Below are 19,384 nucleotides of genomic sequence, written 5' to 3'. Positions count from 1 at the left end.
CACATGGATGCGGCGCTGCGCATAGGCATCATCGGACTCGATACGTCGCACGTAACGGCGTTCACGAAGCTGCTGAACGACCCGTCGGATGCCAACCATGTGCCGGGAGGAAGAGTGATAGCCGCTTATCCTGGCGGCTCCGCCGACTTCCCGCTCAGCATGGACCGGGTCGGCGGCTTTACGCAAGAGCTGCGTGGGCAATATGGCGTTTCCATGATGGAAACGCCGGAAGCCGTCGCGGAATCGGTCGATGCGCTGCTGCTCGAATCGGCCGACGGAAGTGTACACTTGGAGCAGTTTCGCGCCATCGCGCCTTACGGCAAGCCGGTATTTATCGACAAGCCGCTGGCGCTGAGTTCGCGGGAGGCGTATGAAATGGCCGAGCTTGCGCAGCAATACGATATTCCGGTCATGAGCGCTTCGGCGCTACGGTACTCCGAAGGACTGGTCAGCGCGCTGGCGGAAACTGACGGAGCCATTACGGGAGCCGATGCCTTCGGACCGATGCATCTCGAACCGATGCAGATGGGGTACTACTGGTACGGAATTCATACGGCCGAGCTGCTGTACCGCGTCATGGGCACCGGATGCCGTGAAGTGGTCGTGACGGCGAACGACGATTTCGACGTCATTACCGGCGTCTGGCAGGACGGCCGGATCGGTACGATCCGGGGCAGCCGGCGGCCCGGTCAAAGCTTCGGCGCCATGCTGCACACCGGAGGAGGACCGCGTCTGGTCGACGTGTCCAAGGACGGCAGGCCGTTTTATGCCAGCCTGCTGATCGAGGTCATGAACCTGTTCAGGACCGGAGAACCGGGTATCCCGTTGACGGAGACGCTGGAGATCATCCGTTTCCTCGAAGCCGCCAACGAAAGCCGGTCGACAGGGCAGCGGGTTAAGCTGTAACCGACGGGAGGTCGTATTATCGCCCCAAACCAGATTTTTCTTGCAGCATTTTTGAAACCGAAATCGTACTCTTGCGTATTAGTATCGTAACGTTAGCCTATCCTTGGAAAATCAAATAGGAAATACCCGGAGGAGCCTGTCACCTTAGCATTGCTATGTTTATTTAGCAGCTATGGTCGATAGGCTTCTTTTTGTATGTTTTTGCCTGAATATCCACAGGATAAGCACGATAACAACAGAAGGGCGGTCGGTCATTATGCTTATTTTTCAACTGGCTATCATTTTGCTTGCTTCCAAAATTGCGGGAGACCTCAGCGTTAAATTAGGACAGCCTTCCGTGCTCGGGAAGCTGCTGATCGGGATCGTCTTGGGACCGACGGTGCTCGGACTCGTCACGAATACCGACATTTTAGCGGAAATCAGCCAAATCGGCGTCATTCTGCTGATGTTCATTGCCGGACTGGAAACCGATGTCGAGGAATTCAAGCATACGGGGAAGCCTTCCGCTTTTGTAGGGGTTGCGGGGATTATCGTGCCGCTGGTCGCAGGGTTTTTGGCCGGGCAAGTGATGGGGCTGCCTGCGATACAGGCCGTGTTCCTCGGATTGCTGCTGTCGGCCACCAGCGTCAGCATTTCGGTGCAGGCGCTGAAGGAAATGGGCAAGCTGAAGTCGCGGGCGGGGGCGACAATTCTGGGCGCCGCGGTCATCGATGACGTGCTGGTCATCATTGCGCTGGCGTTCGTGATGAGTTTTGCAGGGGGAGACGTGAATCTGGGTGTCGTTGTCCTGAAAAAGGTAGTCTTTTTCGTCGGAGCGATTCTCGTCGCTTGGAAGGTCGTTCCCTGGGTGTTGAAAAAGTTCGCGCCTCTCCGTGTGACCGAAGCGGTCATATCCGCCGCTCTGATCATCTGCTTTGCTTACGCCTATTTGGCCGAATATGCAGGGGTGGCCGCCATCATCGGAGCTTATATTGCCGGTGTGGCGATCAGCGTAACGAATTACAAGCATGAGGTGTTCGAAAAGGTCGAAACGATCGGCTATTCGATCTTCGTTCCGGTGTTCTTTACTTCTATCGGCGTGACAGCGGAGTTCACGGGGATTGCCGGCAACCTTGGCTTGATCGTCGTATTGAGCGTTCTGGCGATTCTCACCAAGCTGGTCGGCTCGGCGCTGGGAGCGAAATTGGCCGGCTTTGCCTGGAAACCTTCCTTAGGTATCGGGGCAGCCATGGTATCGAGAGGTGAAGTTGCGCTGATCATCGCCGCCATGGGGCTGGACGCCGGTTTGCTGAGCAAAGAGATGTTCGCCGTCCTCATTGTCGTCGTCTTGGTGACGACACTCGTGACGCCGCCGATGATGAAATGGTTTTTCAAGGAGCCCAAGGTGGCAGGCGAAAGCATAGATCAATCCGCTTGAGGCGATAAATCGGTGGACATGTGAAATTGGAAAAAGAGTCCCAGCCATTGGTATTAGTCTGGGACTTTTTGCATCCGAACTTGAATTACTTCCACTGCGGACCGGAGTAGCCGTTCGCCTTGAGGCCCTCGTTCACTTCCTTAATGATCTGGGCACCGCCTTTATCGGACCACTCCTTAACCATTTTATCCCAATCGGACAGCGGCTTTTCGCCGAAAATCATTTTCGTTTGCTCGGTGTACAGGAACTTGGATAGCTCAGTATCCTTCGAGGCCTTCGTCTCGGAGAACACGGAGTAGACCGGATTGACCAGATGCTTTGTCTCGCCGTGCATTTTCTCCAGACTGGCCGCCAGATCGCGTAGCAGTGGAACGTTGTATTCCTTCGAATAGCCGTTGGCCGCATCGTTAGGGGCCCACATCGTTTTATCCGGCAAATAGTTGATCGGCGCAAGACCTTTTTCCTCGGCTTCGCGGCGGACGCTGCCGTTCTCGATTTTGTAGCCTTGACCTTCTCTGCCGTTCAACCAGTCAAAATCGGCATTGCTAGCATTGCGCTGCTCCAGCGATACAAACTTCCGGCCATAGTCGAGCATCTCCATAATTTTGCTCACCTTGTCCGGGTCCTTCGCCAGCTTCGCATTCAGCATCACGATGCCGTAGAAGCCGGGGGAGGAGACGAACCCTTGCGAGCCGTCCGGCGCTTGGAACGGAGGAATGGGCACGATCTTGGCGTTCGGGTTCACGTCGATCAGCCCTTGCATAGAGGTCGGATTCATGCCGCGCGGCGTACCGATGAAGATGCCCGCCTTGCCGGAGTAGAACTCCTTGTTCGTTTGCGCCCAGTTGAGCAGGGCGAAGTCCTTCGTAACCGCGCCCTCCTTGTACAGGTCGGCCAGCCAGCCGATATGCTGTTTCCGCGCATCGGAGATCATGCCGGGGATCACTTGTCCTTCGGCGTTTTTATGGTACCAGGCATCAGAATCCCAATAAGCGCCCATCCCGAAGCTCGGATTAATGTTTGCGGACATGGCGAGCCCGTACGTATCGTTCTTGCCGTTGCCGTCCGGATCATTTTTGGTGAAGGCGATCGCCACTTTTTTCAGCTCGTCGTAGTTTTTCGGAACCTCCAGCCCCAGCTTGTCCAGCCAGTCTTTGCGAATGATCGGGGTGAGCTGGTAGTTCTCGGTTAAGTATTTTTGGACCGCGTATATTTTACCATTGACCGTAACGGCTTTGCGGGTGTTGTCCGGAATTTGCTTCATCGTTGGGTACTTGTCGAGCAGGTCGTTGAGCGGCAAAAAGGCTCCTTGCTTCGCCCATTTATAGAAATTCGAATCCGGTCCCTCCATAACGATGATGTCGGGAATTTCGCCCGAGGCCACGACGGCGCTCAGCTTCTGGTCATAATCGGAGCGGACCACGTACTGCGGCTTGAAGTCGACGTTGAATTTCTCGTTGATCATCTCCAGGCCCTTGCCTCCGGTCGGAGGAAACGCCCCGTAACGGAAGTCGATCATCGTGATCGTCTGTTTTTTCTGGCCATCCGTTGTGGCTCCGGTACCTCCGGCGTTCGATTGATCGGTCTTCGCGCCACTGCCGCCGCTGCAGGCGGACGTTAAGGTTATGGCTCCGACGAGTGCTGCAGCCGTCCATGTTTTTCCTCTGTAAATCATTTACAAGCCCCTCCCCATGTTTGGATCATACTCTGAAATTTTTGTTTATACAAGTTCGCTCATCTGACAGGATGTCTCAAGTCAGCCTTTGACGGACCCAAGCATCACCCCCTTGGCAAAATGCTTTTGCAAGAACGGATACACGACGAGAATCGGAACGGTCGCGACGATGATCGCCGCCATTTGGATCGTATCCGCCGGCGGAGCGTGTTCGAGCAAAATTTGACCGCTGCCGAGCGCCGTCTGCGCTTCACCGACGACGACCATTTGCCGCAGAATGACTTGGATCGGCCATTTTTCCGGTTCGTTCAAGTACAAGATGCCCGTGAAATAATTGTTCCAGTGCAGCACCGCATAGAACAGGGCGAAGGCGGCCAGAGACGGTTTGGATAGAGGCAGCATGATGTTCCAGAACACCTTCAGATCGTTGGCGCCGTCGATGACCGCCGCTTCGTGCAGTTCATTCGGGATGCCGATGAAAAACTGACGCATGACGATCAGGTTAAACGGATTGATGGCGATCGGCAGGATGAGCGCCCAGATTGAGTTCAGGAGGTGCGTTTCCTTCACGATCAGATACGTTGGAATCATGCCCGCGCTGAACAGCAGCGTGAAAAGGACAAGCACCAGCATGATCCGTTGGCCGATGACCGGACGGGCCAGCGTATAAGCGAAGGTGGACGTAAACGCCAGGTTGACCGCTGTGCCAATAACGGTTACAAGCACGGTCACGCCGACCGAACGCACGAACGATTCCGAAGCGAAAATATATTCGTAGGCGCTGAGCACCCACTCGTTCGGGAACCAGATGATGTCATGCTGCAAAAATTCCTTATACGAGGCGAAGGAGACGGCCAGAACGTACCAGAACGGCGCCAGCATCATCAAGGCGATGAGGCCGAGCAGCAGAATGTTGGCGATATCGATCAACCGGTCTCCCGTGGTTCGATGATGCAAGCGGATCATCCTTTCCTAGGCGCACGCAGCTTAGAATACGCCGTCGTCGCCGAGTTTTTTGGCTATGTAGTTGGCCGATAGCACGAGTACAAGTCCAACGGCTCCTTTGAACAGCCCGACTGCTGTGGCGAAGCTGTAGTCCGACTGTCCGATCCCCTTGAAGAACACATACGTGTCAAGAATGTTTCCGATTTCCATGTTGAACGGATTGAGCAGAAGGAAGATTTGTTCGTATCCGGCATCCATGACATGTCCCAGCCGCAGGATGAGCAGGATGACGATCGTATTGCGAATGGCCGGCAGGGTAATGTGCCACATTTGGCGGAACCGTCCTGCGCCGTCCATGGTCGCCGCTTCGTAGAGCTGCGGGCTGACGCCGGCGAGCGCCGCAAGGAACAAAATCGTTCCCCAGCCTGCTTCTTTCCAGATCACCTGAAAGATGACGATCGGCTTAAAGTAGCCCGGATCGGTCAAAAACGGAATCGGCTGCACAATGCCGAACCCTTGCTTGAGGAGATCGTTGACAACGCCGTTTCCTTTCAAAAAGATCGTGCAGATCCCGATGACGACGACCCAAGACAGGAAATGGGGGAGATAAATGACCGACTGGACGATGCGCTTATAAATTGGATTGCGCAGCTCGTTCAGCATCAAGGCCAGCAGGATCGGAACCGGGAAGGCGAATGCGATTTGCAGAAACGAGATCGACAAGGTGTTCCATAACACCTGTACGATTTCCGAATCTTCGAAGATCCGGGCAAAATGCTTTAAGCCCGCCCACTCGCTGCCCGCGATCCCTTGAAAAGGGCTGTAGTCGATGAAGGCCATGTACAGCCCCGCCATAGGAACATAGCGGTAAATCAGAAAATAGGCGATGCCGGGCAAGCCGAGCAGCAGCAGGTACCGGTCCTTCCATAGCCGGGCCCGCAAACGTCCGAGACGACTCGTGGGAGCGGTCTTGCGGATAGCGGGAGAGGAGTGGGGGTGGGGACTCAAGGTGCTCAAGCGCAATCCTCCTTAGTGCCGCAACGAACCGGAGGCGCTTACATTCCGACGGTTGCGAATCGTTGTTGTTGATCCGATTATCCGGGAATGGGGCGACTCACGGCAATTCTCTATTTTTCATGGGTATGACAAAAAAAGATAAAGATCCGCAAAAAAGGAAAAAGCCGCGGAAGCGCGTCATGACGGGGCTTATCGCTATGGGGGAACGGCGAGGATAATGAAAAAACGCCGGTTCGGAAGGGCCCGAAGCACGGCGTTAGAAGGAAAGCAGCGGAAGCGGAAGAGCTTCAATCGCCCCGAAACCGCTTGCGGTATTCGCCCGGCGGAAGCTGCTCATGCTGTTTGAACACGCGGGTAAAATTTTGAACGGAGGTGTAGCTGAGTCTCTCCGCAATATCTTTGATCTGCATCTCGGTGTGCGCCAGCCATTCTTTGGCTTTGTCCATCCGGAACCGGATGAGGTAATCGATAAAGTTCATCCCCGTCTCTTCCTTGAACGTGCGGCTGAGCTGGGAAGGGGATACGCGGAGCCGGTCGGCCAATTGCTGAAGCGACAAATCCGTATCAAAATGGCTATGGATATACCGGATAACATCGGCGGTCATGCGCTGCTGTTTGCCGGTATGAGCCAGCTCCAGCCGTTCGGCGATCGAGGGAAATACCGTGCCCGCCAGCCATTCCGCCACTTCGTTCATCGTCGTCATTTCGTACAGCCGCTTGTAAGGATCTTCTCCGAACACCTCGTGCGGGGCCAGCTCCAGTTCCTGCATATAGAGAACCAGCTCGCTGGTCAGGTGGGCGAATAAGCCGAGCACCGCATGGAAATGCCGAACGAATTGCGGCATATCGCGTACCCATTCGCGCAGCAGCTCTGCGCCTTCGTCCGCTTTTCCCTGCATGACGGCGGTAACGATCTGTTTCTCCCGTTTGATGATATCGCTTGCAAGCTGGCTTTCGGCCGGAACGACCTGCTGCGGCGTCAGCAGCTTCCCCGGTCCGTACAGCAGCCGGTAGCCCAGCAAGTCCCGCGCCTCCTGGTAGGCGTCGTTGATATCGCGATACGTTGGGACGGGATGCGAGCAGGTAATCGTGATGGTAAATTGGAAATATTTTGTGGAAGTATCGAGGAACTTCTGTAAGGTAAGCAGCAGGTTTTCCGATGCGGTGTCGCCTTTTTCGAGCCCGATGATCAGGGCTATTTGGCCTGGCATGGTAATGGCGGATGCGCAGGAAAAGCGCTCCTCGAACACTTCCTCCGTCATTTTTCGCAGCGCAAACATGATGAGGGACCGGTCTTTGTCCTGATACAGCTGCTGAAAGCGGGCATAGTCGTCAATATCGATCAAGCACACCGCATACCGACTGCCCATGAGCTGGAATCCGAACGTCTGCCGGACCCGTTCCGCCTCGTTGCTGTTCATTTCACCGCGCAGCAGTTGATGCACGATCGTTTCTTTTAAATATGGCGATTGCTCGTCCAACTGCCTGCGCAGCTGCTCATTCGTTTGGAGCATCCCGGTCACGTAGGCATCAAGTGCGTGCCACTCGTTGCCGGTCCCGTCATGGGAATTCTCGCGAGACGGGGGCAGAAGCCGCTGCAGCAGATGCTGTACGGGACCATACATCCGGGTGGAGCCGAAGCGGGCAATCAGCGCCCAAAAAGCGGCGAGTAGCAGCACAATCCCAAAGGTCGTCACTTGAATCCGGTCCGCTTGACGGGTCAATTCCTTCTTGGGCGTCATGGCCACGTGCGTCCATCGCGTATAATCCGACTGCTGGACGGTGAGCTGGTACGTTTCTCCGCCGATGTCCGTCTCTGCGGGCTCGCCGGAGTTGTACCGGGGCAACCCGCCGGCGAATAGGGCAGGCCGGGTGCCGATTTCCCCTGGCGTTCTGCTGATCAGGACGACGCTCTTCTCGTCGAAGACGTACAGCTTGCGGTTCCCTCGTAAGGGAACATGAGCGGCAAAGTCGGCCAGCTTTTCCTTCTGGATGTGAAGCACCAGGATTCCGCTTCCCTGTGTGTCGGAGAAAATCGGCACCGGCCTTAAATAGAGCAGCTCGTTCTGACCTGGATAGGTGTCGGGCGCTACGATCTCGGAGCGGAAATGAGGCGGAATCCGGTCAATAATATTGCGGTAAGCGAATTCATTAAGCTCGATGAAGCCGTGTTTGCTGGAATATACTTTGCCGAATTTCAAGAAGATGACGGAAACGTCATATTGAAACTCGGAGATGCTCCGCTGTTTTTGAATCGTATCGGCCAGCTCCTGCATTTCATCCAAATATTTGCCGGAAGGCCCAAGCTTCACCGCTTGCTCCAAAGCCCGGTGATTGGCGAGCTGAATGGAAGCTTTATCGAGCCCGGCCCAGAACGAATCGACCTGGCGCTGCATTTCTTGTAAAACGATCAGATGGTTTTGGTTAACCTCGTCTTGAATGGCCGCGGCCGACATACGCGCAAGGACGCTTCCGGTCAATATGACGGGCAGCAGGCTGATGACGAGGGAGTAAACGAACAGTTTCCTTTTAAAAGATGTGTTGCGAAACCATGGGAACGGTCTCCACATGGACTTGCACCCCCGGCTGGCCTAAAGTTATTCTCTCTATGATTTCTATGGTTACATTAAGAGTAGTCTGTCTGAATGCGCACTGTCAAGGAAGGTGCGGGAAAATTTCTCCAGAAAACAAAAATATAAGAGGAGAAATCCTCCATTTCATGATATAGTAATGGAGAATGCAGTCAGAGGAGAGTGAGTCATGGATTCCATCGTTTCATCCTTGGTTCGAACTTTAACGACCTATTTTACGGATTTGCTGGAACAACAGGCGGACGGCAGCCTCGGCATCCGGGATGACGAGCTCGGCGCTTTGGCGAGCTGCTGCACGACGGGTCAGGTCGCAGCCTTCTTCGTCCTGGATTACCGTTTGCATGGAGGAGAGGGACTTGCCATTGCCTCGGGGTTAGCGGCGAACGTGCACTTGCGGCAGCGGCCGGACGGGGCATTCGGCCAGCCCTATTACGTCAAGCGCGGCGACCCGGAAACGGTCGACATCGCCGAAATCGGTGCGGTGGCGAACAGCCTGTATCTGCTGCACCGTCATGCCGGTTCGGCGGAAGCGAAGGAAAGCCTGATCCGTTCCGCCCATTATTTGCTTACGGAAGTCGCGGCGGAGAAGCCCGGGGCTGTCTATAAAAATCCGAATGCACGGCATCATGACGTGCTTAACGGGGATATGTACGCGGCGCATACGTTCGCCCGGGCGTACGAGCTGAACGGGGACGCCCGCCTGCTGGAGCAGACCGTCCGCGTATTCCGCCACTTAATTGAGCGGTTTGGCAAGCATGAGCCCGATTGGTGGCCTTACATCGAGCACTGGGACGGAAGCGTTGCGATGGGCAACAGCGTCAGCTATCAGGGGATTATCGTCGCCTTTGCCGCCACGGCGCTGCCTCTGCTTCCGCAGGAGCTGCAGCGGCAGTGGCAGCAGACGGCGGAAGCGGCGGTGCGCCGGATGCTGGCTGCCATGAAGGAAGGGCCGCATGACGGCAACGAAGCGCCGTGGTGGTGCAGGGATTGGAGCAATGTGTGGGAGATCGATTTGGCATTCACCCGTTACGCTCATCTTCCCGAAGCCCGCGATTATGCCGAAGGCCGTTTGAAGGAGTTGGACGCCCGACTATCGCGCGAGGGATGGTCTGTGTTCGCGCCGAAAGGCTTGCGGCACGATCCGGAGCTGGCTCCGGTCAGCACGACGTTCCGGAAAGCGGCGACGTTCGCCGGTATTTTGGCCTCGATGAAGCTGGACGATTCTTGGGGCATCGGGAGGGAAAACCAATGACATCTATCGGACCAAAGCGGCTGCCGATGCCGCCCGGGTTGATCGTATCGTGCCAGGCGCTTCCGGAAGAGCCGCTGTACGGCGAAGGGATTATGGCCCTCATGGCGAAGGCGGCGGTTATCGGAGGAGCGGTGGCGATCCGAACGAACGGCGTAGACGATATCCGCAGCATTAAGGCCGCGGTAAGGCTGCCCGTGATCGGGCTGCTTAAGCGGGATATACCGGGCTCGGAGATTTACATTACCCCCGAGCTGGAAGATGTGGACGCGGTGCTTGCGGCCGGAGCTGATATCGTCGCGCTCGATGTGACGAACCGGGAAAGCCGGCTAGAGCGGGTCGTTCCGCTGCTTGAGCGGATTCGCGAAGCGGGAGCGCTTGCGATGGCCGACGTATCCACAGAAGAGGAGGGGCTCGCCGCCGAGCGGCTTGGCTTCGACATCGTGTCCACGACATTGTCCGGCTATACGCCGTACAGCCCGCAGACGAAGAAGCCGGACCTGGAGCTGGTCCGGCGGTTGTCCGCCCGGCTGACCATTCCGCTTGCCGCGGAGGGGCGTATCTTCAGCGCGGAGGAAGCGGAAGCGGCGATCGAAGCGGGAGCGACGTTCGTGGTCGTCGGTGGGGCCATTACCCGTCCCCAGTTAATCACGCAGCACTTCGCAGAGGCTGTGAACAGCCGTTTGGATGCAAAGTCCGCCGTGGCCGGAAGCGGGGAAGCGCAAAGGAGGTTCGGGCTATGAATCGGCAATACGGATGTGACATTGCCGTGATCGGCGGCGGCATCGGAGGCTGCGCCGCAGCGCTTGCCGCGGCGGAAGCCGGGATGCGGATCGTGCTGACGGAGGAGACGGATTGGATCGGCGGACAATTCACGAGTCAAGCCGTTCCGGCGGACGAGCACCGCTGGATCGAACAATTCGGCAGCACCCGCAAGTACCGGGAATTCCGCAACCGCGTTCGCGGGTATTACAAAGCGAACTATCCGCTGACTGCGGAAGCGCTGCGCTGCGACCGGTTCAATCCGGGCACGGCCAGCGTCAGCCGGCTGTCCTGCGATCCGCGCGTCGCGCTGTCCGTGCTGCAAGATATGCTTGCCTCGCATATCCATGCGGGACGAATCACGCTGCTGCTCAACGTTCGTCCGACAGCGGCGGATACGGACGGCGATACGGTCCGCTCCGTTACGCTGGAGCACACACCGTCCGGCGAGCAGATTGTCGTCGAAGCGCGCTATGTGCTCGATGCGACGGAATGCGGTGACCTGCTGCCGCTGACCGGCACGGAATATGTGACGGGAGCCGAATCACGTCGGGATACGGGGGAGCCGCATGCGCTCGATGGGGACCCAGAGCCGCTTGATATTCAATCGGTGACGTGGTGCTTCGCTCTCGATTACCGCGAGGGGGAGGACCATACGATCGAGAAGCCGGCGGTGTACGAGTTCTGGCGCAGCTATCAGGCTCCGTTTCAGCGGGACCGGATGTTTAGCTGGACGCCGCTGAAAACGAACGAGGCGGTGAAGCGCTTTTCGCTGTTTCCCGAAACGGGTGCTTTTTCGTTATGGGATTACCGGCGGATAGCCGACCGGTCGCAGTTCGCGCCGGGGACGTTCGACAGTGACTTGACCCTCGTCAACTGGCCGCAGAACGACTACTGGCTAGGCAATGTTTACGAGGTGCCGGAGGAAGAACGGCGGCGCCATCTGGAAGAGGCTAAGCAGTTGAGCCTCAGCCTGTTGTACTGGCTGCAAACCGAAGCGCCCCGGTCCGACGGTGGGAGCGGGTATCCCGGACTGCGGCTTCGCGGCGATGTGACGGGGACGGCAGACGGACTGGCTAAGGCGCCGTACATCCGCGAATCCCGCCGCATCCGGGCGGTGTTTACGGTCAAGGAGCAGCATATCAGCCCCGAGGTTCGCGGAGCGGACGGCGCGGAGCCGTTCCACGACAGCGTCGGCATCGGCAGCTACCGGATCGATCTGCATCCGACGACAGGCGGCCGCGAAGGCTTCTATATCCCGAGCCTGCCGTTTCAAATTCCGCTCGGCAGCCTGATCCCCGTACGGATGGACAATCTGCTGCCCGCCTGCAAGAACATCGGCGTCACGCATTTGACGAACGGCTGCTACCGTCTGCACCCGGTGGAATGGAATATCGGCGAAGCCGCAGGCGCGCTGGCCGCATACTGCTTGCTGCGGGGAGTTTCCCCGCGTCAAGTGCGCCGCGATCCGGCCCGGCTCGCCGATTTTCAAAACACGCTGGTCCAGCGCGGCGTGGAGTTGGCGTGGCCTGTTATGGGGCCGGTGTAGCCTTTGAGGCATGGGGGGGCGGAGGGAGGGGCGAGGGAGCTCATAAGGTGTGGGCCATTGTTGCAAGTCGGTTATCGAAACGGTTTCAGCGATAGGAGTTCCAATCAGGGCTTGGATTGAGTCGATCTAACGAGTGAATGGCAATTACCGGCTTGTGATGAAGCTGACGGTTCGATCTTTTATCGGAGATCGGTCTGCTGCATAGTTTGCATGAAAGCATGCGAGCTTCTTGGCTTTTGTTTGCTAAGAAAACGAACAATAGCGCCTGATTTAGAAAGATCATGGTCGTTTTCTTATAATTAATGAGACGAATTATTAATAATATTAATTATAAAAAAGATAATTTAACTCATTCGGTGATTAAGAAGCTACTAAGAAAAATGAGAAAGATCGTCCGTTTGATCGGCGCTATATGTTTTAGGGAAGAGAAGGGCGGAAGCTTGCGAGCTGAAACGGCAAGAAGTTGTTACAAGTCAAAATTAACGGAAACAAGTTAACTGTGCCAGACAACTCACAATGGCTCATTTCGAATTTGAGCGAACCTCTTCGCTGCGTAAGTTGGAGGAGCTCGCTTTTTTTTATTTTCTTGGACATGTCCTAAAGAACATGAACGGACCAACAAAAAGTTGACCCGTCCAAGGCTGAAAATAAAGGAACAGGGGTGCGTTATTGGAAGAGTTAGAGCGATTGTGAGAGCATAGAGGAAATCAGGTGCTTTAAGCGTGTCGAAAAAAGTTATATTCCTTCAGTATGGCGGCGATAAGTGATCGCAGGTGCCTTATTACGATTAGGCAAGCCAATTTAGGTGGAATAACGCATGCCAGTTCCTTTAAACACCCAGAAGGGACTAGAATGGTTGAGAAATACAGCTTCTGCAAACGCTACGTCGGCCAGTCGATCCATCTCATTCAAAACTAAAGCTACGGTTCCGGCTTCTCCAAAGGATGAGAGGGGAATGCTCCCTTACTCATCCATGCGGAGTAGATCAATCGTGCACCCTTCTTCAACGAAGCGGAGTAGATCAATCGTACGCCCTTCTTCAACGAAGCGAAGTAGGGTCAATCGTGCTGCCCTTCTTTATCCAATCGTGAATCGTCGGAGCGGTCCAACGGCTCCGGCCCGGTCTTCTTCGCTCAAGCATACTTAGCTTAGACATCCGCGTCCGGTCCCCCGTTGCCGCTCAGCCGGTCCCATGCAAGCTTGGCGGCCCCAGCGACGCCCGCCGCATTCCCGAGCTCGGCGGCGACGATAGGCGTGTCGCGGTATACCGGCATAGCGCGTTCTCGGACGATCCGGCGGACTCGTCCCAGAAGCGCGTCGCCTTGGGCGGTGACGGCTCCGCCGAGCACGATCGCCTGCGGATTCAGCACATGCGCGAGGCTGATGAGTCCGACCGCCGTGTATTCGGCGTATCGCCCGATGACAGCCGAAGCTGCATGATGTCCCGCCGCTGCCAAATCAAAAATCGATTTGGCGCCATCCGGCAGCTCTTCGCCGCGCAGTCCTGCTTCGACCGCGAGCCTATACAGGGCCGTTACCGAGGCATACTGCTCGAAGCAGCCGGACAGGCCGCAGTTGCAGGGCTGCCCTCCCCAAGCGATAACCATATGGCCGAAGCCCCCGGCAAAGCCGCTGCCTCCATAATCCGGCCGTCCGTCGGTAACGCGCGAGCCGCCGACGCCGGTACCGAGCGTGACGCAGATGAAGTCGCGGTACGGACGCCCAGCTCCAAGCCAGGCTTCGCCGACGGCCATCGCGTGCGCGTCGTTCGCCACGGCGACCGGCAAGGAGGAAGCCTGCTCCAAGGCTTCGCGCAGTTGCAGTCCGGTCCAGCCCGGCAAGTTTGGCGTGGCATAAGCCACACGGCCGCTCAGCGGCTCGACGTAGCCGGCTGTGCCGACGCCGATGCCCGCAGGCAGCAGGCCCGCCGACGCGGCGTGCGCCCGGAAATCTTCGATAATGGCGCACAGCCTGCCCAGCAGCGCATCGCGTCCTTGCTCGGCGTGAGTCGGGGTAACCGTATGCTTCAGCACCTCACCGCTATCGTTTACAATTCCCGCTTTGATGTTCGTGCCGCCCAAATCAATACCCAAAACAACCTTACGCATGAGACGAACGCTCCTTACCAGGCGTACGCAGACCATTCCGGTCCAGAAACGCCATATAGTCTTCGTATAGTTTGACGGACGATTCATGCCCGGCATGAACCGGACTGCCGGGCTTGTTCATCATGCCCAGATATTGATAGCCGAGCACTTTGTCCACCCAAGGCGATACGGTCTGCAGTTGCTGCTCGATCCGTTCGAAGGCGGGAGGATAGAGCACCTTCCCTTGAAAACGAAATAGCTCCACATCCGCCCAAAGCGGCTTGCCTGCCCGGTCATGCGATTCCCGCAAGGAGGTGAACGTTCGCTTCGCTTCCTCATGGGTGGTCCGGTTGACGCCGAGCTCGTCCTGATAGGCGATATAATCGACCTCCAGCGAACGAAGCTGCGCGACGAAGCGGTCGTCGGCCTTGACCGTGCGGGTGCCGTAAGGCGCGATCAGCACCTTGCTTGGGCCATACTTGCGGCACAGATTGGCCAAATCGTTCGCATACGCGATATAGTTGTCCGGAAAATATTCGCGAATGGCCGCTTCTACCGGGAAGTACCATCCGGCAAAGGAAGGATGGTGGCCGTATTTCTCCGCCAGTTCCTTCGCGACATCGATGCGCAGACGGGAATAATCGCCGTCGAGCGACAAATGGCCCATAATCGGCGTTGTGAAAAAGCCAAGCCCGAGGTACAGCGAGACGTTCAGCTTGTCTCCCGCAGCCAGCACCGCTTCGAGCGGATCTTGGCAGACGGTATCCCAGCGCCAAGGCATCACTTTCGACGGATAGAACGCTTTGCCGTGCAGCGCGACGCTGAGCAGGACGAAGGTATCCATCCCGGCTTCCGCCATTTCCGTCATTTTCAGCTCCCAGTCGTGAGCGGTGAACTGCTGGGTCGCCGCATTCCAGGTGTCGCCTTCATACGGATTGCAATGGTAAAAATCGAACCACGTGCCCGTGATCGGTTTCATCGGCCGTTCCTCGCTTTGCTTGAGATAGGGGGGACTCTATAGCCTCGTAAAAACGCTCACCGCTCCGCTTGCAGATCATGCTTCCTCCCGCGCGAGCCGGAGCGCTTCCCGTACGCTGCCGCCCGCCTGTAGAAGCAGACGGCTTGCCCGTCCGGCATCCAGAGATGGAACAAGCAGCACAACGATGGCGGTCTTCACATCGCCACCTGTCTGCCGCAGCGTGTGCGCCGCCACCTCCGGCTTGGCGCCGGTCGCCATCTCGACGATTCGCTGCGCCCGGTGCAGCAGCTTGCCGTTCGTCGGCTGCAAGTCAACCATCAGATTGCCGTACACCTTGCCGAGGCGGATCATCGTTACGGTGCTGAGCGTGTTCAGCACCAGCTTCTGCGCCGTGCCCGCTTTCAAGCGGGTGGAGCCGGTGACGACCTCCGGTCCGACGGGCACTTCGATTGCGGTGTCGGCCAGCGCGCCGATTAGCGAGCCGCGAACACAACTCACGGCAATGGTAGCGGCGCAGACCTCGCGCGCGTAGCGCAGCGCGCCGGCGACATAAGGCGTCCGGCCGCTGGCGGCGATGCCGACGACGACGTCCCGCGGTGAAAGCCCGCGGGCTTCAAGATCCTCCGCGCCGCCTTCGGCCCGGTCCTCGGCGGATTCGTCGGCCTGCAGCATGCCGCTTCCTCCGGCCATGACGGCCTGCACGAGGCCGGTCGGAGTGCCGAAGGTCGGCGGACATTCGTAAGCATCAAGGAGCCCGAGCCTGCCGCTCGTTCCCGCTCCAACATAGAACAGCCTGCCGCCGTCGCGGATCGCTTCCACAATGACGTCCACCGCGGCGACAATGTCGGCCAGACTTTCTCCGACATGACCGGGCACTGAGCGGTCGGCTTCATTCATATAGCGGACCAAGTCCGCTGTTGTCATCAAATCCAGCTCGGGAGCTTGCGGGTCCCGGGTTTCGGTTTCGAGCCGGTCCGTCTCGTGCACGTTCATAGGTCACCTGCCATCGGGTTCAATTTGAAAAAAAGCTCCTTAAATGAAGCTCAGTATGGAGATCAATTCCATTATATAAGGAGCAAACGCTTTCCGTAAACCTTTTTCGGAGAAAAACTCCTCATTAATTCAAAAAAATGAAGATAATCTCTATTGCGTATAGTATAATGGAACTAGTACTCGCCAACTTAGGAGGTTCCTGTCATGATCCGCATTTCCGCCATCGACATATTTCCGCTCCGCCTCCCGATGAAGCAATCGTTTCGGATCTCCCAAGGAACGGTCGGCGCCGTATCCGCCGGAGCGCCGCATGTATATGTCCGCATCACGGGAGACAACGGCGTCGAAGGATGGGGGGAAGCGCGCCCGAGTCCCCGCTGGAGCTACGAAACGCCCGAATCCGTATGTAGCGCCGTCACCAACTATCTGAGGCCGGTGCTGCTCGGGCAGCGTGCCGACGATTTGGCGGGCGTTCACCGTAGGATGAACCGCGAGCTCGCAGGCAGCCTTCACTCGGGCCAGCCGATCGCCAAGGCGGCTGTAGATACCGCGCTTCACGATCTGATCGCCCGCAGCTACGGCCTGCCGGTAGCAGCGCTATGGCAGTCGGGCTCCTCGCACCCGGTCCGCCTGTCTTATCTGATTAGCACCGACAGTCCGGAGGAAGCCGCACGCAAAGCGCGGGAAGCCGTGGTCGAAGGCTACACCGGCGTCGATGTCAAAATCGGGCTGAATCCGGCGAGCGATCTGGATATCGTTGCGGCGGTGAAGCAGGAAGCGCCGAAGTTATTTTTCCGCGTGGATGCGAATCAGGCTTATCGTCTTACCCAAGCGATTCAACTGGCCAAAGGCATCGAACGAATCGGCGTTGACGTGCTTGAGCAGCCGCTGCCGGCTAATCAGCTTCATGGTCACGCCGAGCTGCGCCGCAAAGTATCCGTCCCGATCGCGCTGGACGAGAGCGTTTGGTCGCCAAGCGGCGTTCTGGAGGCTCTGCGCAGCGAAGCTTGCGATATCATCGTCATCAAGCTGACGAAGATGGGCGGCCTCCGCGGCGCCAAGCTGTGCGGCGAGATCGCCCGCGAGAGTGGACTTGGTTTGCTCGGCGGAGGGCTGACGGAGTCGAAGCTCGGACTAGTCGCCTCGGCGCACCTGTTCCGTTATTTGGAGCTGACGGACCCGGTCGATCTCAACGGACCGATGTTCCTGAAAGACGACGCCGTCGAGGGAGACTGGCCGATTCGCAAAGGCGAAGTTGTCCTGCCGGAAGGTCCGGGGCTCGGCTGCCGCATCTCGGAAAGCAAGCTGCAGGACTACGCCGCCGACGCTACATAAGCCGAGCAAGCCCGTCGAACACGATAATGGATCAGCCATTTCCATGACAAGCAAAGGGGAGCAACGCATGAAATTTTACGTCAGCTGCGATATGGAAGGGATTGCCGGCGTGACGCTGAGGGAACAACTGGTAAGAGGGGAGCCGTTGTACGAAGAGGCGCGGCGGCTGCTGACGCTGGAAACGAATGCCGTAACGGATGCGCTGCTGGACGCGGGAGCGACCCGGATTATTGTAAAGGATGCCCACGGAAACGGCTTTAACTTCATACCCGAGCTGCTGCATCCGGGGGCGGACTACGTGATGGGCGCAACCAGGGTTGAGAACCGGTTTCCCGGTCTCGACAAAACGTTTGACGGCGCGCTGCTGATCGGGTACCATGCGATGGGAGGGACCCCCCTGGCCGTGCGGGACCATACGATGACCTCGCAGGGCTGGCAGTCGCTCCGGCTGAACGGCCGGCCGATCGGCGAGATCGGGCTGGATGGGCTATTGTTCGGCTTGCAGGGTGTTCCGGTGTTGTTCGTCTCCGGCGATGACAAAACGTGCGCGGAAGCCGCAAACGAGCTTCCCGGCGTCGTCGCGTACGAGACGAAGACGGCGCTCGGCCGGCATGCCGCCTTGATGAAAGCGCCGCAGCGGGTACGCAGCGAGCTGCAGGTAGCGGTGCGCCGCGCCATAGAGAACGGGAACCGTCCGCAGCCGCTCCGTCTTGACGGGCCGTACGAGCTGACGATTCGTTTTCTTCATACCGAACAAGCCGATGCCCGCAGATATGACGGAATAACAGCCGAGAGGACGGACGGGCTGACCGCCGTGTACAAATCAGACCATTTAACCGGACTGCTGGCAGCAGCCTTCTGAACGATGAAACGAATATGATAAAAAAGGTGGTTAGTTATGAACAAACAGTCAATCGGCGCAAAAGCGCTGCTGTGGATCGAAAGCAACTACAACTCGCTGACGAAGGCCGAGAAGAAGGTCGCCGACGTTGTCCTGCAGGACAAAGAAAAAGTGGTGTACAGCTCCGTGACCGACTTGGCGGAGATGGCAGCGACGGGGGAGACGACCGTGCTGCGGTTTTGCCGGAAGCTCGGCTTTCGCGGTTACCAGGAGTTTAAGCTGGCGGTCGCCCAGGACCTCGTCAGCCCGAGCGAGAACGTGCATGGGGCTATTGACGAGAACGACAAGATCGGAGAAATCGCCCAAAAAATCACGTCCAGCAACAGCCAGGCGTTGAAAGACACGATGAGCCTGCTGCAGGAAAAGGAACTGCAAAAAACGGTCGATGCACTGCTGTCTAAAAAGCGGATATTCTTTTTCGGCGTCGGGTCGTCCGGCGTTACGGCGATGGATGCACAGCATCGGTTCATGCGGCTGGGCTTCCAAGCATTTTGTGCGAACGATGCCCACATTATCACGATGAACTGCGCTTTGACGGGACCGGACGACGTGGTGGTCGGTATTTCCACCTCGGGCAGCACGAAGGATCTGGTCGACGCGGTACGGATCGCGAACGAAAATGGCGCCACCATCGTCTGCTTGACAAACCATGCCCGCTCGCCCATTACCCAATACGCCGACGCCGTGCTGCTCGCTTCGTCGAAGGAAACGCCGCTGCAGGGAGGAGCCTTTGCTTCCAAGCTTGCCCAGATTCATGTGCTCGATATCTTATCGACCATTGTGGCACTGCGGCGCAAAGCGGAAGCATTCCAAGCGATCGAGAAAACCGCTAAATCCGTCGTTGACAAATTATACTAGAAAATAAATTCATAAAATTAAATAAAAAAGGAGGAAATCTCCGCCTGAATGTTGTATAGTCTAGTTAGAGGACAGCATGAAGGGGGGATTTTCTTTTTTCGGCTTTCCGAGACGAAACAT

15 protein-coding genes are annotated in these 19,384 nt (G+C 57.3%); 8 read left to right on the top strand and 7 right to left on the bottom strand.

Annotated elements, in window-relative coordinates:
• Positions 1–3: 3 nt before the first annotated feature.
• Complete coding sequence (locus PEL01S_RS16075; RefSeq protein WP_127461005.1) at positions 4–906, top strand: Gfo/Idh/MocA family protein; 903 nt, start codon at positions 4–6, stop codon at positions 904–906.
• A 256-nt stretch (positions 907–1,162) separates the two neighbouring features.
• Positions 1,163–2,323 (top strand): cation:proton antiporter, encoded by a 1,161-nt coding sequence (locus PEL01S_RS16070; protein ID WP_127461004.1) that lies wholly within the window; start codon positions 1,163–1,165, stop codon positions 2,321–2,323.
• A gap of 85 nt (positions 2,324–2,408) precedes the next feature.
• Here PEL01S_RS16070 and PEL01S_RS16065 read toward each other — a convergent pair whose 3' ends face one another.
• The 4 genes from PEL01S_RS16065 to PEL01S_RS16050 form a co-directional block, all read right to left on the bottom strand.
• On the bottom strand, positions 2,409–3,998 hold the full coding sequence (locus PEL01S_RS16065; protein ID WP_127461003.1) for an extracellular solute-binding protein: 1,590 nt from the start codon (positions 3,996–3,998) through the stop codon (positions 2,409–2,411).
• Between the two features lie 81 nt (positions 3,999–4,079).
• Entirely contained in the window at positions 4,080–4,955 is an 876-nt protein-coding gene (locus PEL01S_RS16060; protein ID WP_127461002.1) for a carbohydrate ABC transporter permease, read from the bottom strand.
• 30 nt (positions 4,956–4,985) lie between these two features.
• Positions 4,986–5,960: an ABC transporter permease gene (locus PEL01S_RS16055; protein WP_371860707.1), complete on the bottom strand. Its 975-nt coding sequence runs from the start codon at positions 5,958–5,960 to the stop codon at positions 4,986–4,988.
• A gap of 287 nt (positions 5,961–6,247) precedes the next feature.
• A complete protein-coding gene (locus tag PEL01S_RS16050) occupies positions 6,248–8,530 on the bottom strand; it encodes a helix-turn-helix domain-containing protein (RefSeq protein ID WP_127461001.1) in 2,283 nt (760 codons plus the stop codon).
• 190 nt (positions 8,531–8,720) lie between these two features.
• Here PEL01S_RS16050 and PEL01S_RS16045 point away from each other — a divergent pair, with 190 nt between their 5' ends.
• The 3 genes from PEL01S_RS16045 to PEL01S_RS16035 are packed head-to-tail and all read left to right on the top strand — an operon-like array spanning position 8,721 to position 12,111.
• Positions 8,721–9,803, top strand: a complete 1,083-nt coding sequence (locus PEL01S_RS16045; protein ID WP_127461000.1) for a hypothetical protein — start codon at positions 8,721–8,723, stop codon at positions 9,801–9,803.
• A complete protein-coding gene (locus tag PEL01S_RS16040; RefSeq protein ID WP_127460999.1) occupies positions 9,800–10,543 on the top strand; it encodes an N-acetylmannosamine-6-phosphate 2-epimerase in 744 nt (247 codons plus the stop codon). The genes PEL01S_RS16045 and PEL01S_RS16040 overlap by 4 nt, the downstream gene beginning before the upstream one ends.
• Entirely contained in the window at positions 10,540–12,111 is a 1,572-nt protein-coding gene (locus tag PEL01S_RS16035; protein ID WP_127460998.1) for an FAD-dependent oxidoreductase, read from the top strand. Before PEL01S_RS16040 ends, PEL01S_RS16035 begins: the two co-directional genes overlap by 4 nt.
• 1,148 nt (positions 12,112–13,259) lie before the next feature.
• On the opposite strand, the gene PEL01S_RS16030 is transcribed toward PEL01S_RS16035, so the two are convergent.
• The 3 genes from PEL01S_RS16030 to murQ all read right to left on the bottom strand — a co-directional run bounded on the left by PEL01S_RS16030 (position 13,260) and on the right by murQ (position 16,170).
• Complete coding sequence (locus tag PEL01S_RS16030) at positions 13,260–14,219, bottom strand: ROK family protein (protein ID WP_127460997.1); 960 nt, start codon at positions 14,217–14,219, stop codon at positions 13,260–13,262.
• A complete protein-coding gene (locus tag PEL01S_RS16025) occupies positions 14,212–15,177 on the bottom strand; it encodes a DUF4434 domain-containing protein (RefSeq protein ID WP_063180776.1) in 966 nt (321 codons plus the stop codon). Before PEL01S_RS16025 ends, PEL01S_RS16030 begins: the two co-directional genes overlap by 8 nt.
• Positions 15,178–15,252: 75 nt before the next feature.
• Positions 15,253–16,170 (bottom strand): N-acetylmuramic acid 6-phosphate etherase, encoded by a 918-nt coding sequence (gene murQ / locus PEL01S_RS16020; protein WP_127460996.1) that lies wholly within the window; start codon positions 16,168–16,170, stop codon positions 15,253–15,255.
• 204 nt (positions 16,171–16,374) lie between these two features.
• Between murQ and PEL01S_RS16015 the strand changes: the two genes are divergently transcribed.
• From PEL01S_RS16015 to PEL01S_RS16005, 3 genes are all read left to right on the top strand, one after another.
• Positions 16,375–17,505 carry a mandelate racemase/muconate lactonizing enzyme family protein gene (locus PEL01S_RS16015; protein WP_127460995.1) on the top strand — a complete coding sequence of 377 codons (1,131 nt, stop codon included), beginning with the start codon at positions 16,375–16,377 and terminating at the stop codon, positions 17,503–17,505.
• Positions 17,506–17,572: 67 nt separating this feature from the next.
• Positions 17,573–18,367 (top strand): M55 family metallopeptidase, encoded by a 795-nt coding sequence (locus PEL01S_RS16010; protein ID WP_127460994.1) that lies wholly within the window; start codon positions 17,573–17,575, stop codon positions 18,365–18,367.
• Positions 18,368–18,403: 36 nt separating this feature from the next.
• Positions 18,404–19,264 carry a MurR/RpiR family transcriptional regulator gene (locus PEL01S_RS16005; RefSeq protein WP_010495463.1) on the top strand — a complete coding sequence of 287 codons (861 nt, stop codon included), beginning with the start codon at positions 18,404–18,406 and terminating at the stop codon, positions 19,262–19,264.
• The last annotated feature ends 120 nt before the right edge of the window (positions 19,265–19,384 follow it).

The sequence above is a fragment of the Paenibacillus elgii NBRC 100335 genome, from assembly GCF_004000865.1.
Taxonomy (GTDB): Bacteria; Bacillota; Bacilli; order Paenibacillales; family NBRC-103111; genus Paenibacillus_G; species Paenibacillus_G elgii.
This window is presented reverse-complemented; position numbering and strand designations above follow the sequence as displayed.

Coding starts and splice junctions, on each gene's coding strand:
- PEL01S_RS16075 (WP_127461005.1), top strand. CDS start 4: ATGGATGCGGCGCTGCGCATAGGCATCATCGGACTCGATACGTCGCAC.
- PEL01S_RS16070 (WP_127461004.1), top strand. CDS start 1,163: ATGCTTATTTTTCAACTGGCTATCATTTTGCTTGCTTCCAAAATTGCG.
- PEL01S_RS16065 (WP_127461003.1), bottom strand. CDS start 3,998: ATGATTTACAGAGGAAAAACATGGACGGCTGCAGCACTCGTCGGAGCC.
- PEL01S_RS16050 (WP_127461001.1), bottom strand. CDS start 8,530: ATGTGGAGACCGTTCCCATGGTTTCGCAACACATCTTTTAAAAGGAAA.
- PEL01S_RS16045 (WP_127461000.1), top strand. CDS start 8,721: ATGGATTCCATCGTTTCATCCTTGGTTCGAACTTTAACGACCTATTTT.
- PEL01S_RS16040 (WP_127460999.1), top strand. CDS start 9,800: ATGACATCTATCGGACCAAAGCGGCTGCCGATGCCGCCCGGGTTGATC.
- PEL01S_RS16035 (WP_127460998.1), top strand. CDS start 10,540: ATGAATCGGCAATACGGATGTGACATTGCCGTGATCGGCGGCGGCATC.
- PEL01S_RS16030 (WP_127460997.1), bottom strand. CDS start 14,219: ATGCGTAAGGTTGTTTTGGGTATTGATTTGGGCGGCACGAACATCAAA.
- PEL01S_RS16025 (WP_063180776.1), bottom strand. CDS start 15,177: ATGAAACCGATCACGGGCACGTGGTTCGATTTTTACCATTGCAATCCG.
- murQ (WP_127460996.1), bottom strand. CDS start 16,170: ATGAACGTGCACGAGACGGACCGGCTCGAAACCGAAACCCGGGACCCG.
- PEL01S_RS16015 (WP_127460995.1), top strand. CDS start 16,375: ATGATCCGCATTTCCGCCATCGACATATTTCCGCTCCGCCTCCCGATG.
- PEL01S_RS16010 (WP_127460994.1), top strand. CDS start 17,573: ATGAAATTTTACGTCAGCTGCGATATGGAAGGGATTGCCGGCGTGACG.
- PEL01S_RS16005 (WP_010495463.1), top strand. CDS start 18,404: ATGAACAAACAGTCAATCGGCGCAAAAGCGCTGCTGTGGATCGAAAGC.